This is a genomic window from Jiangella alkaliphila, from assembly GCF_900105925.1.
Taxonomy (GTDB): domain Bacteria; phylum Actinomycetota; class Actinomycetes; order Jiangellales; family Jiangellaceae; genus Jiangella; species Jiangella alkaliphila.
The window spans coordinates 7,559,179-7,571,029 of record NZ_LT629791.1; the positions used below are offsets into that span (position 1 = coordinate 7,559,179).

The 11,851-nt window shown below is 70.4% G+C and carries 12 protein-coding genes; 6 read left to right on the forward strand and 6 right to left on the reverse strand.

The window, feature by feature from the left end:
• Positions 1-15: 15 nt before the first annotated feature.
• The 5 genes from BLV05_RS34640 to BLV05_RS34660 all read right to left on the reverse strand — a co-directional run bounded on the left by BLV05_RS34640 (position 16) and on the right by BLV05_RS34660 (position 5,421).
• Entirely contained in the window at positions 16-1,128 is a 1,113-nt protein-coding gene (locus BLV05_RS34640) for a BMP family lipoprotein (RefSeq protein WP_046768950.1), read from the reverse strand.
• A 189-nt stretch (positions 1,129-1,317) separates the two neighbouring features.
• On the reverse strand, positions 1,318-2,388 hold the full coding sequence (locus tag BLV05_RS34645; RefSeq protein ID WP_083421466.1) for a hypothetical protein: 1,071 nt from the start codon (positions 2,386-2,388) through the stop codon (positions 1,318-1,320).
• 82 nt (positions 2,389-2,470) lie between these two features.
• Entirely contained in the window at positions 2,471-3,151 is a 681-nt protein-coding gene (locus BLV05_RS34650; protein WP_046768952.1) for a hypothetical protein, read from the reverse strand.
• Between the two features lie 56 nt (positions 3,152-3,207).
• Positions 3,208-4,785: an acyl-CoA mutase large subunit family protein gene (locus tag BLV05_RS34655; protein WP_046769026.1), complete on the reverse strand. Its 1,578-nt coding sequence runs from the start codon at positions 4,783-4,785 to the stop codon at positions 3,208-3,210.
• Positions 4,786-4,845: 60 nt separating this feature from the next.
• Positions 4,846-5,421, reverse strand: coding sequence for a hypothetical protein (locus tag BLV05_RS34660; RefSeq protein ID WP_152690763.1), 576 nt, complete (start codon positions 5,419-5,421; stop codon positions 4,846-4,848).
• Between the two features lie 238 nt (positions 5,422-5,659).
• Between BLV05_RS34660 and BLV05_RS34665 the strand changes: the two genes are divergently transcribed.
• From BLV05_RS34665 to BLV05_RS34685, 5 genes are all read left to right on the forward strand, one after another.
• A complete protein-coding gene (locus BLV05_RS34665; protein ID WP_046768954.1) occupies positions 5,660-6,790 on the forward strand; it encodes a glycosyltransferase family 4 protein in 1,131 nt (376 codons plus the stop codon).
• Positions 6,791-6,964: 174 nt separating this feature from the next.
• Positions 6,965-7,342: a succinate dehydrogenase, cytochrome b556 subunit gene (gene sdhC, locus BLV05_RS34670; RefSeq protein WP_082155245.1), complete on the forward strand. Its 378-nt coding sequence runs from the start codon at positions 6,965-6,967 to the stop codon at positions 7,340-7,342.
• 4 nt (positions 7,343-7,346) lie between these two features.
• A complete protein-coding gene (gene sdhD / locus BLV05_RS34675; protein WP_046768956.1) occupies positions 7,347-7,790 on the forward strand; it encodes a succinate dehydrogenase, hydrophobic membrane anchor protein in 444 nt (147 codons plus the stop codon).
• A gap of 32 nt (positions 7,791-7,822) precedes the next feature.
• A complete protein-coding gene (gene sdhA, locus BLV05_RS34680) occupies positions 7,823-9,568 on the forward strand; it encodes a succinate dehydrogenase flavoprotein subunit (RefSeq protein WP_046768957.1) in 1,746 nt (581 codons plus the stop codon).
• Positions 9,568-10,320 carry a succinate dehydrogenase iron-sulfur subunit gene (locus BLV05_RS34685; protein WP_046768958.1) on the forward strand — a complete coding sequence of 251 codons (753 nt, stop codon included), beginning with the start codon at positions 9,568-9,570 and terminating at the stop codon, positions 10,318-10,320. Before sdhA ends, BLV05_RS34685 begins: the two co-directional genes overlap by 1 nt.
• A gap of 129 nt (positions 10,321-10,449) precedes the next feature.
• Here BLV05_RS34685 and BLV05_RS34690 read toward each other — a convergent pair whose 3' ends face one another.
• On the reverse strand, positions 10,450-11,175 hold the full coding sequence (locus BLV05_RS34690) for a PDDEXK family nuclease (RefSeq protein ID WP_052762487.1): 726 nt from the start codon (positions 11,173-11,175) through the stop codon (positions 10,450-10,452).
• A 330-nt stretch (positions 11,176-11,505) separates the two neighbouring features.
• On the opposite strand from BLV05_RS34690, the gene BLV05_RS34700 reads away from it, so the two are divergent.
• Complete coding sequence (locus BLV05_RS34700; protein ID WP_046768959.1) at positions 11,506-11,847, forward strand: PadR family transcriptional regulator; 342 nt, start codon at positions 11,506-11,508, stop codon at positions 11,845-11,847.
• Positions 11,848-11,851: the final 4 nt, after the last annotated feature.

An 11,851-nucleotide genomic window follows, 5' to 3' on the forward strand; every position in this document is an offset into this window, starting at 1 on the left:
GGCCGTGACTGCCTGTCAGGAGAATGCCGCGTCCGACTCGACCACGAGGTCGCCGGAGACGATCTGCTCCTGGATCTGCTCGAGCTCGTCCTTCGTCTCCTGCGTGACGGTGGAGTCGAAGTCGTGGAACGGCGCGATGCCGACGCCACCGTTCTCGAGCGTGCCGACGTACGGCTCGTTGGTGAACGCGTCGTCCGCCGTCTCCTGCGTCGCCGCGAGGACCGCCTGGTCCATGCCCTTGAGGACGGACGTCAGGATGACGTCGCCGTAGTCGGGCGCGGACTCGAAGCCGTCGGAGTCGGCCCACACGATGGCGACATTGCCGACCGCCTGCGCCGCGATGGCCGCGCTCTCGGCCAGCGGGCCGGCGACCGGGTGCAGGACGTCGGCGCCCTGGCTGATCAGGTTGTCGCTGATCTGCCGGGCCAGGCCGGTGTTGGCGAAGTCGCCGACGAACTGGCCCTCCTGGGTGGCCTTGTCCCAGCCGAGCACCTGGACATCTTCGCCCTTCTGCTCGTTGTAGTACTGGACGCCGTCGTAGAAGCCGTCCATGAAGATGGTGACGGTCGGGATCTTCGCGCCGCCCCAGGTGCCGACGATGCCGGTCGTGGAGTGGGCGGCCGACGCGTAGCCGGCCAGGAACGCCGCCTCATGGGTGTTGAACACCAGCGGCTTGACGTTGTCGATCGGCGTCGGCGTGCCGGTGTCGTCGGTGTACTGGAAGTCGACGATCGCGAAGCGCGCTTCGGGGTTGGCCTCGGCCGCCTCGCGGGTGGCGTCGGCCAGCAGGAAGCCGACCGTGACGATAATGCCGCAGTCGTCCTGGACCATCGCGTCGACGTTCGGGCCGTAGTCCGCGTCGGTCTGCGACTCGGCGAACTTCGGCTCGCCGATGATGCCCTCGTCCTGGGCCAGCACCAGGCCGTTGTAGGACGTCTCGTTGAACGAGCTGTCGTTGATGCCACCCTGGTCGGAGACCATGCAGCCGGTGAAGTCGCCGCCGCCACCGCCACCGTCGGGGGACGACGTGTCGTCGCCGCCGTTCTCCTCGTCAGGAGCGTCGCCACAGGCCGCTACCGCGAGCGCGACCGCGCTCACCACGGCAGCAAGCCGAAACCTCTTGTTCATCTGCCCCTCCAGGCCCCAGATGGTCGATCGGCCGAGCCACTCGTGTCCGGTGGGGCCGAAATCGGAACGAATCCAAGGCGTAGGCTAACTGCCGATATCGCCATTTGAACGCACGCTGAACAGCCGAGATACTTCCGTGACCAAGTCGCTGTCGAACCGCCGCACAGCGAATGCGCCCCGAATGTCGCCTCAGCGGGTGCGTTTGACGATGGTCTGCACCTCGGCCACCGGGACGTTCACCGTCGCTTCGCGGCGCAGCGGATCGAGGTCGCCGCCGACGGTGGTGCCGTCCTGCTCCTGGCCCTCCCACGTGGCCGTCCACTCGGTGGCGGCGGTGACGGGATAGCCGCCCGGGTAGGCGACGGAGGCACGGGTGAACGCGACGGTGCAGCCGTCGGCGTCGGCCGCGTCGGGTTCCCAGACGCGCAGCGCCCGCTCCGGGTCGCACTGGCGCGAGCCGTTCGGCGACGCGATCGACAGCCCGTCGGTGGTCGCGGTGACCTCGGCCCACACGTCGGTGCCCACGATGTCGGCGCGGATCGTGCGGGTGCCGCCGCTGCCGCCGACCATCTCCGGGTCGACCACCCAGAACCAGGTGTCGACGTTGACGAACGTGGCGCCGTCGAGACCGTCGGACAGTTTCGGGTTCCGGTCGACCTCCGGCTCGTCGATCACCATGACGTCGCGGGCTTCGATCGCCAGCGTCTCGGGGTCGATGGCCGGCTCCGGCGGGTCGCCCGCGGCCCACGGGTAGTAGATGACCGGGACGTCGCCGTACGGACCGCCGAGCTCCTTGACCTCAGGCGAGCAGCTCGCCATCGCGCCCGGATCGCCCGAGCTGCCCGCCTCGATGCGGTACCAGGTGACGTCCTCACCGGCCGCCTCGCGAGCGATCGCGTTCTCGAACACCGACCGGTCGGGGAACATTTCACGCGCGAAGGTGAAGCTGCCGTTGATGTTCGGGTAGGCCTCTTCGTACCACTCCATCACGGCCTGCGGGTCGGTGGCGTCGACCGAGGTGCCGTCGAGCATGGAGGTGTTCAGCGTGACCCACCAGCAGACCGGCGGGATCGGCACGGTGTAGGTGCCGCCGCCACCGGGAGCGCCGTCGCCGGTGAACGTCACCTCGATGCCGACCTCGTAGCCGTCGCCGGTGTCGTCGCCACCGGAGCCGCCACGCGCTCCGGCGACCGCCGGCGCGGACAGCACCAGGGACACGCTGGCAACGGCGGCGGACAGGACCCTGACGACACGCCTCATGACTCACATCCGGTGGCATACATGGTCACAACTGTGGAAACCGGACCCTACCATCGGCGGCGAACGGCGTCAGGAGGCCGTCTCACTCGCAGGACTCGGGGTCGGTCTGCTCGGTGTCGGACGCCAGCCACACGCCGTCGACCAGCGTCATCGTCAGCACCAGGCGCTCGACCTCGGGCTGTGGCTCGGCCGCGCCGTCGGTGTACTGGACCCAGTCGCGCATGATGGTGCAGATGTCGACCTCGGCCGTGGTGTCGTCGACGGTGACGTCGCGCAGCTCGATCTGCGTGGGCTCACCGACGATGACCCGCCGCTTCGAGACGGACTCGACGAGGTAGTTGAGCAGCCGGCCCAGCTGCGGGTCGACGGCGGTGCGCATGATGCCGGACTGTTCGTCGCCGGCGCCGAACAAGACGGCGTCCCAGCTCGCCATGAACCGGCCGGCGGCCTGCAGCACCGCGCGTTCGTCGTCGGTGGCGCCGTCGGGCGGCTCGATCGGCAGTTCGCTCGGGAGCTCGACGACGCGTTCCTCGCCTTCGAGCTGGTACGGCGGGGTGAACGTGGCGCCCGGCTCGGGTGCGGGGGCGGACGGGCTGTCGTCGGGCTCGTCTGACGGCTCGGACGGGAGCGACGCGGATGCGGTGGCCGGGCCGGTGGCCGTTCCGTCGCCGAGGCCGGCGGGCTCCTCACCGGCCGACGAACACGACGCGGGCAGCAGGAACACGAGCACGGTGGCGCCCAGCGCCAGCACGCGTCGGCTCATGTGTCCTCCGTCGGGGTACGGGTGGGCACATCGTACGTTCCACCCCCGACAGGGCCTCAGATTCCGGTGGGCGGCGTGTACGTGCCCCACACCTCGCGCAGCGCGTCGCAGACCTCGCCGACGGTGGCCCGGGCGGCCAGCGCGTCGCGCATCGGCACCAGCGCGTTGTCCGTCCCCGCCGCGGCCGCCGCCAGCGCGTCGAGCGCCCGGCCGACGGTGTCGCCGTCGCGCGAGGACCGCAGCGCGGCCAGCCTGGCGGCCTGGGCCTCCTCGATCGTGGGGTCGACCCGCAGCGGCTCGTACGGCTCGTCGTCGTTGGTGACGAACCGGTTGACGCCGACGACGGTGCGCTCGTGGGCGTCGATCTGCTTGGCGACGTCGTAGGCGGAGTTCTCGATCTGGTCCTTCTGGAAGCCGCGCTCGATCGCCGCGACGGCGCCGCCCATGTCCTCGACCTGCGTCATCAGCCCGACGGCGGCCGCCTCCAGCTCGTCGGTGAGCGACTCGACGGCGTACGAGCCGGCAAACGGGTCGACGGTGCGGGTGACGTCGGTCTCGTAGGCGAGCACCTGCTGGGTGCGCAGCGCCAGCCGGGCCGCCTTCTCCGTCGGCAGCGCGATGGCCTCGTCGTAGGAGTTCGTGTGCAGCGACTGGGTGCCGCCGAGCACCGCGGCCAGCGCCTGCACCGCGACCCGGACCATGTTCACCTCGGGCTGCTGCGCCGTGAGCTGCACCCCGGCCGTCTGCGTGTGGAACCGGAGCATCTGCGACTTCGGGTTCGTCGCGCCGAACTCGTCGCGCATGACGCGGGCCCAGATGCGCCGTGCGGCGCGGAACTTGGCGATCTCCTCGAGGATCGTCGTGCGCGACACGAAGAAGAACGACAGCCGCGGCGCGAACTCGTCGACGCCCAGGCCGGCCGAGAGCGCCGCGCGGACGTACTCGCGCGCGTTGGCCAGCGTGAACGCGACCTCCTGCACGGGCGTCGCGCCGGCCTCGGCCATGTGGTAGCCGGAGATCGAGATGGTGTTCCAGCGCGGCAGCTCACGCTGGCAGTAGCCGAAGATGTCGCTGGTCAACCGCAACGACGCGGCCGGCGGGTAGATGTAGGTGCCGCGGGCGATGTACTCCTTGAGCACGTCGTTCTGGATCGTGCCGGTCAATCGGTCGCCCTGCACTCCTTGTTCCACACCCACCAGCTGGTACAGCAGCAACAGCAGCGACGCCGGCGCGTTGATCGTCATCGACGTCGACACCTCGCCCAGCGGGATGCCGTCGAACAGCACCCGCATGTCCTCGAGCGAGTCGATCGCGACGCCGACCTTGCCGACCTCGCCGGCCGCCACCTGGGCGTCGGAGTCGTAGCCCATCTGCGTCGGCAGGTCGAACGCGACGGACAGCCCGCCGGTGCCGGCCTCGACCAGCTGGTGGTAGCGGCGGTTGGACTCCGCGGCCGTGCCGAACCCGGCGTACTGGCGCATCGTCCAGGGCCGGCCGGTGTACATCGTCGGGTAGACGCCGCGGGTGAACGGGTAGCCGCCGGGCTCGCCCAGCCGCTGCGCCGCCGGCCAGCCGTCCAGCGCATCCGGACCGTAGACGGGCTCGATGGGGAGCCCGGACTCCGTGGTGCTCATGATGCTGCCCACCGTAGAGCTCCACGACGGTGCGTGGGTGGTGACTTTCTGCACACCAGCTCAGCCGAGCGGATGCACCGTCGTCTCGTGGTCGGCCTCGACGACGAGGAACCGCTCGCCCCGGCCGACCCGCCGGCCCAGCGGCAGCCGCTGCCGGCCGCGGTCGAGCGGGCCGGTGTAGACGTCGGTCTCGTGCACCCGGTAGAGCGGGTCGAGCCGGTGCAGCGTGACGTCGATGTGGGCGGGCCGGCGCAGCAGCAGCACGATGCTGTTGTCGCCGGACTCGTAGGCGGCCGCGCCGACGATGCGGGTGTCGCGGTTGGGCGCCGTGACGACCTCGCGGATCTGCGCCACGATGATCGACGGGATCGGCGCCAGGCCGTCGACGACCCGCAGCGTCGGGTTCTGCGCCTTCAGCGACGAGATCATCCGGTCCCGCTTCGGGCCGGTGACCGCCCGGCCGAGGGCCAGGATGTCGATGGTGGCGCCGTCGACGCCGTAGCGGACGCGGTCGGCGTCGGTCTCCTCGCGGACGACCATGCCCGCCTCGCGCAGTGCCCGGCCCAGTTCGTCGAGGACCCGTACTCGTTTCCCGACCAGCAACACGCGTGCCGGAGTCCCGATCTCGGTCGTCACTCGCTACCCCCAGGTCGCCCTGTCACGGCCCAGACGCCCGTGCCCGGCGCGAAGCCGGCAGGCGCACTCGTAGTATCGATCTTGCGGGTCGGCATCACTCAGCGTCACTGTGCGTCTCTCATAGTGAGAACCTTGCGTCTCGAACCGTCGTTGCCACGGCTGAGCCGACGCCATAGCGTCAACCGCCGTTCATGCGGCCATCCCCGTCGCGCCACCGGGCGCCAGCATCGTTGCGGACATGAGGGTAGCGATCGTCGCAGAGTCGTTCCTCCCCCAGATCAACGGCGTCACGAACTCGGTCTGCCGCGTCGTGGAGCATCTCACGCGACGCGGTCACACGGCCCTCGTGATCGCCCCCGGCGAGGGCGTGTCGGAGTACGACGGCCACCAGGTGGTGCGGGTGCCGTCGTTCGCGCTGCCGGGCAACGACGACAGCATCGTCGGCATCTCCACCCGGCGGCGCATCAGCAAGATCCTGCGCGACTTCGACCCCGACGTCGTGCACCTGGCGGCCCCGGTCTGGCTGGGCCGGGCCGGCATGAACGCCGCCACCCGGCTGGGGCTGCCGACGGTGGCGATCTACCAGACCGACGTGGCCGGGTTCGCCCGCGGCTACCGGCTGTGGCGCACCCTCGGCGACGAGGCCATCTGGTCCTGGATGCGCCGCATCCACGACCAGGCCGACCTCACGCTGGCGCCGTCGACGGCGAGCCTGCGGCAGCTGGCCGACCACGGCTTCCCGCGCCTGGGCCGCTGGGGCCGCGGCGTCGACCTCGTCCGCTTCCACCCGGCCCACCGCGACGAGCAGCTGCGCCGCGAGCTGGCCCCGAACGGCGAGGTCATCGTCGGCTACATCGGCCGACTCGCCCCGGAGAAACATGTCGCCTCGCTGACCGCGCTGGCCGGGCTGCCCGGCGTCAAGCTGGCCATCGTCGGCGGCGGGCCGAGCGAGCAGTCGCTGCGGGCCGCGCTGCCCGACGCCGCGTTCCTCGGCTTCCGCACCGGCGAGCCGCTGTCCAAGGCGTACGCGAGCCTCGACGTGTTCGTGCACACCGGCCCGGCCGAGACGTTCTGCCAGGCGGTCCAGGAGGCGCTGGCCTCCGGCGTCCCCGTCGTCGCGCCCAACGCGGGCGGCCCCGTCGACCTCGTCGACCACGGCTGGTCCGGCTACCTCGTCGACACCGGTGACGGCGAGCAGCTGCGGGCCGCGGTGGGGCGCATCGCCGCCGACCCGGTCCGCCGGGTCCGGATGGCCGCCGCCGCCCGCGAGTCGGTGTACGGGCGGTCGTGGGCGGCGATCTGCGACCAGCTGCTCGACCACTACGCGACGGCGATCGCGCGGAAGCGCCAGGCGGCTCCCGCGGCATAAGATGTCCTGCGGGTTAGGGTACCCTCAGTGAGAATTGTCACGGTCGAAACAGGGCTCTGAACAGGCCAGACGTGAGATTGGCCACGGACCCGACCATGGCGGCGGGGCTAACATGACCGGCGGCCGGGCGCGTACGCCCGGCATCCCCCGTCGCAATCGGAAGGCAGCACGTTCGTGCCCAAGGCGCCTGCTGGCACGCTCTATCGCGGCCGCGAAGGCATGTGGTCGTGGGTGGCCCACCGGGTCACCGGCATCGGCATCTTCTTCTTCCTCTTCGCGCACATCCTCGACACCGCGCTCGTCCGGGTGTCGCCGGAGGCGTACAACGAGGTGATCGCCACCTACAAGAACCCGATCGTCGGGCTCATGGAGGTGGGGCTGGTGGCCGCCATCGTGTTCCACGCGTTCAACGGCCTGCGCATCGTTCTCGTCGACTTCTGGTCGAAGGGGCCGCGGTTCCAGAAGCAGCTGTTCGCCAGCGTCCTGGTCCTCTGGGTGGTCCTGATGGTGCCGTTCACGATCCGCCACCTCTCCCACGTGTTCGGGGGCTGACCCGATGACGACGACGATTCCCGCCCCGCGAACGCCGCGGCGGCTGCGCGGCCGCACCAACACCGAGCTGTACGCGTGGATGTTCATGCGCGCGTCCGGTGTGCTGCTGGTCATCCTGATCTTCACGCACCTGTTCGTGAACCTGGTGACCGGCGACGGCATCAACGCGCTCGACTTCGGCTTCGTGGCCGGCAAGTGGGCCAACCCGGTCTGGCAGGTGTGGGACCTGATGATGCTGTGGCTGGCGATGCTGCACGGCACCAACGGGATGCGCACGGTCATCAACGACTACGCCGAGCGCGACCAGCTGCGGCTGTGGCTGAAGGTCGGCCTGTACACGGCCACCACCATCACCATCGTGCTCGGGACGCTGGTGATCTTCACGTTCGACCCGTGCCCGCCGGACGCGGCCGCCGACCTGCTGCCGTCGTTCTGCCCGGTGCCGTAGCACTGTGTTCGTTCCGAAAGGCTGATCAACCCATGCAGACCCATCAGTACGACGTGGTGATCGTCGGCGCCGGCGGCGCCGGGATGCGCGCGGCGCTCGAATCCGGCCAGCGGGTCCGCACCGCCGTGCTGACCAAGCTCTACCCGACCCGGTCGCACACCGGCGCGGCCCAGGGCGGCATGTGCGCCGCGCTGGCCAACGTCGAGGAGGACAACTGGGAGTGGCACACCTTCGACACCGTCAAGGGCGGTGACTTCCTGGTCGACCAGGACGCCGCCGAGGTGATGGCGAAGGAGGCCATCGACGCGGTCCTCGACCTGGAGAAGATGGGGCTGCCGTTCAACCGCACGCCGGACGGGCTGATCGACCAGCGCCGCTTTGGCGGGCACACCCGCAAGCACGGCGAGGCCGCCGTCCGACGGTCCTGCTACGCCGCCGACCGCACCGGCCACATGATCCTGCAGACGCTCTACCAGCAGTGCATCAAGCGCGACGTCGAGTTCTACAACGAGTTCTACGTGCTCGACCTGCTGTTCACCGAGGTCGACGGCGTCCGGCGCACGGCCGGCGTGGTGGCGTACGAGCTGGCCACCGGCGAGATCCACGTGTTCCGCGCGAAGGCGGTCGTGTTCGCGACCGGCGGCGCCGGCAAGGTCTACAAGACCACGTCGAACGCGCACACGCTGACCGGCGACGGCATGGCCATCGCGTTGCGCAGCGGGCTGCCGCTGGAGGACATGGAGTTCTTCCAGTTCCACCCGACGGGCCTCGCGGGCCTGGGCATCCTGCTGTCCGAGGCCGCCCGCGGCGAGGGCGCGATCCTGCGCAACAGCGAGGGCGAGCGGTTCATGGAGCGCTACGCCCCGACGCTGAAGGACCTCGCGCCGCGCGACGTGGTCGCCCGGGCCATGGCCAACGAGGTCCGCGAGGGCCGCGGCTCCGGCCCGAACAAGGACTACGTGCTGCTCGACCTCACCCATCTGGAGCCTTCGCACATCGACGCGAAGCTGCCCGACATCACCGAGTTCGCCCGCACCTACCTGGGCGTCGAGCCGTACACCGAGCCGGTGCCGGTCTTCCCGACGGCCCACTACGCGATGGGCGGCATGCCGACGACGATCGACGCCGAGGTGCTGGGCGACAACACGCACGTCGTGCCGGGCCTGTACGCCGCCGGCGAGGTGGCCTGCGTCAGCGTGCACGGCGCGAACCGCCTGGGCACCAATTCGCTGCTGGACATCAACGTGTTCGGGCGGCGGGCCGGCCTGGCGGCGGCGGCGTTCGCCGAGAAGGCGCCGCTGGTCGAGCTGCCGGACGCGCCGTCGGCCGACACCGAGGCGCTGCTCGAAGGGATCCGCGACCGCGCCGACGGCGAGCGGGTCGCCGTCCTGCGCCGCGAGCTGCAGGAGACGATGGACGCGAACGCGCAGGTCTTCCGGTCGGAGGCGACGCTGAAGCAGGCGCTCTCCGACGTCCACGCCCTGAAGGCGCGGTACGCGAACGTGTCCGTGCAGGACAAGGGCCGCCGGTTCAACACCGACCTGCTCGAGGCGGTCGAGCTCGGCTTCCTGCTCGACCTCGCCGAGGTCATCGTCGTCGGCGCCCTGGAGCGCAAGGAGTCGCGCGGCGGCCACTTCCGCGAGGACTACCAGAACCGCGACGACGTCAACTACATGCGCCACACCATGGCGTACCGCTCTGCCGAGGACGACGGGGTCCGCCTCGACTTCAAGCCCGTCGTCGTCACCCGCTACCAGCCGATGGAGCGCAAGTTCTGATGACTGCTGCTGTTGCCGACGCGCCGGTCGCCGGCGCCGTCCCGTCCTTCCAGGTCACGCTGCGGCTGCGCCGGTTCAACCCGGAGAGCGACACCGAGGCGCGCTGGGAGGAGCACACCGTCACCATGCACGGCACCGACCGGGTGCTCGATGCACTGCACAAGATCAAGTGGGAGATCGACGGCTCGCTGACGTTCCGGCGGTCGTGCGCGCACGGCATCTGCGGCTCCGACGCGATGCGCATCAACGGCCGCAACCGGCTGGCCTGCAAGACGCTGCTCAAGGACCTGCCGCTCGACAAGCCGGTCACCGTCGAGCCGATCAAGGGCCTCGCGGTGCTCAAGGACCTCGTGGTCGACATGGACCCGTTCTTCGAGGCCTACAAGTCGATCATGCCGTTCCTCGTCACCACCGGGAACGACCCGTCCCGCGAGCGCCGTCAGTCCCCCGAGGACCGCGCCCGCTACGACGACACCACGAAGTGCATCATGTGCGCCGCCTGCACGACCTCCTGCCCGGTGTACTGGTCCGACGGCCAGTACTTCGGCCCGCAGGCGATCGTCGGGGCCCACCGGTTCATCTTCGACTCGCGCGACGAGGGCGCCGAGCAGCGCCTCGAGATCCTCAACGACCGCGACGGCGTCTGGCGCTGCCGCACGACGTTCAACTGCACCGACGCCTGCCCGCGCGGCATCGAGGTGACGAAGGCCATCCAAGAGGTCAAGCGCGCCCTCCTCTTCCGCCGCGTCTGACGGTCGACCGCCTCGCCCCGCCCTCGCCCCTCGCCCGCCCAGTTCGTCACCTGATCATCTCCAGCATGTGGACAGAAAACGATCAGGTGACCAAACGCGCAGTGAGGGCAGCGTTAGGTCACCTGATCATCAGGCGTCGGTGTGTCCGTCCCATCCTCGGGCGATCAGCGCACGGATCAGCGTCTCGCCGACCGACTCCGGCCGATGCCTGATGGCGTACGACGTGGATCGGAGCAGGGTCCGGCCGTCGATCAGGATGTCGTTCGCCCGGTCCAGGTCGGAGTCCCACGTGACGACGTCGAGGTGACCACGACCGTCGACCTCGACCGAGAGCCGGTAGTCCGCCCAGTCCGCGTCGAGGTAGCGGCGCCCGTCAGGCCGCGGAAGGACCCGCTGACGGGCCGGTTCGGGCAGGTGGAAGGCGCGGACGATGACGGCGAACTCGCGCTCCGGGACGGACGCGATACCGCCGGCGGCTTCGTCGATGGTCTCCACGATCAGGGCGTGACGCAGACACAGGCCACGCCGTGACAGGGCGTCGTGCAGTTGCTCCGGCGTCACCAGACGTTGCTGTAATCCGGCGAGGACGATCGCGCGTGCCCGGTCGTCGCGAGCCGCCCACGCCGCGGCGTCGACGATGCTCCTGGACAGCCGGCATCGCCGCGGGACCTTGAGCGGATGCACATCGGCCTCGTCGAGGAACCTGGAGTAGTGCACCACGACGCCGGGCAGCCGCGGATCGCGGGTGCCGCAGGGCTGCGTCACGTCGATGTCGCTGGTCGAGAACCCCTGCAGCCCATCGAGCGCGGCGGCGGTCGGCCCGGCGAGCGCCGAGCCACGTGGCGAGCCCTTCACGGCCGCCTGCAGCCGCTGAGCCCGTCCGAGCGCGCCGTTGTGGCTGACGAAGACGTCCCGGCCGATCCGCTGCCACCGACGCGCGCGTAGCTCACGGCGACGTGGCGAGCGAAGTCCGGCGGCACCTCGCGGCGGTGCAGCACGCCCGCCTCGGCCTCCAGCAGACGCGCGAACGTCTCGCCGTCGCACCTCGCGCCCGGTGGATCCGCTGTCATGAGGACCAGCCCAGCGACCAGTCGGCGCGGTCGCCAGGGGCCGAGCCGGATTTGTGGACGACGGCCCGAATCGACGGCCCTTGTGGACATCGGCGAACCTGGTATCTTGTGTCGCATGGTACCTGGCGAGGGTCAGATCATGACCAACCTCCGGCGCGGGGCGTTGGAGTACTGCATCCTCGCCCTGGTCCGCGACGGCGAACGGTACGGGCTGGACATCGCCCGCGAGCTGACCGACGGCGTGCTGATGGCCGGCGAGGGCACGCTGTACCCGCTGCTGTCGCGGCTGCGCAAGGGCGGGCTGGTGGCGTCGTCGTGGCAGGAGTCCGACTCCGGGCCGCCGCGGCGCTACTACCGGCTGACGTCCGACGGGCGGGCGGCGCTGGACACGTTCGAGCAGACCTGGCGGCCGTTCCGCGACGCCGTCGACCGCGTTCTCGCCGACGGGCGAGGGTGACCGC

What these genes read in the sequence shown, in the direction of transcription:
- BLV05_RS34655 (WP_046769026.1), bottom strand. Translation starts at nt 4,785, where the DNA reads ATGAGCACCACGGAGTCCGGGCTCCCCATCGAGCCCGTCTACGGTCCG.
- BLV05_RS34640 (WP_046768950.1), bottom strand. Translation starts at nt 1,128, where the DNA reads ATGAACAAGAGGTTTCGGCTTGCTGCCGTGGTGAGCGCGGTCGCGCTC.
- sdhA (WP_046768957.1), top strand. Translation starts at nt 7,823, where the DNA reads ATGCAGACCCATCAGTACGACGTGGTGATCGTCGGCGCCGGCGGCGCC.
- BLV05_RS34685 (WP_046768958.1), top strand. Translation starts at nt 9,568, where the DNA reads ATGACTGCTGCTGTTGCCGACGCGCCGGTCGCCGGCGCCGTCCCGTCC.
- BLV05_RS34650 (WP_046768952.1), bottom strand. Translation starts at nt 3,151, where the DNA reads ATGAGCCGACGCGTGCTGGCGCTGGGCGCCACCGTGCTCGTGTTCCTG.
- BLV05_RS34645 (WP_083421466.1), bottom strand. Translation starts at nt 2,388, where the DNA reads ATGAGGCGTGTCGTCAGGGTCCTGTCCGCCGCCGTTGCCAGCGTGTCC.
- sdhD (WP_046768956.1), top strand. Translation starts at nt 7,347, where the DNA reads ATGACGACGACGATTCCCGCCCCGCGAACGCCGCGGCGGCTGCGCGGC.
- BLV05_RS34700 (WP_046768959.1), top strand. Translation starts at nt 11,506, where the DNA reads ATGGTACCTGGCGAGGGTCAGATCATGACCAACCTCCGGCGCGGGGCG.
- BLV05_RS34665 (WP_046768954.1), top strand. Translation starts at nt 5,660, where the DNA reads ATGAGGGTAGCGATCGTCGCAGAGTCGTTCCTCCCCCAGATCAACGGC.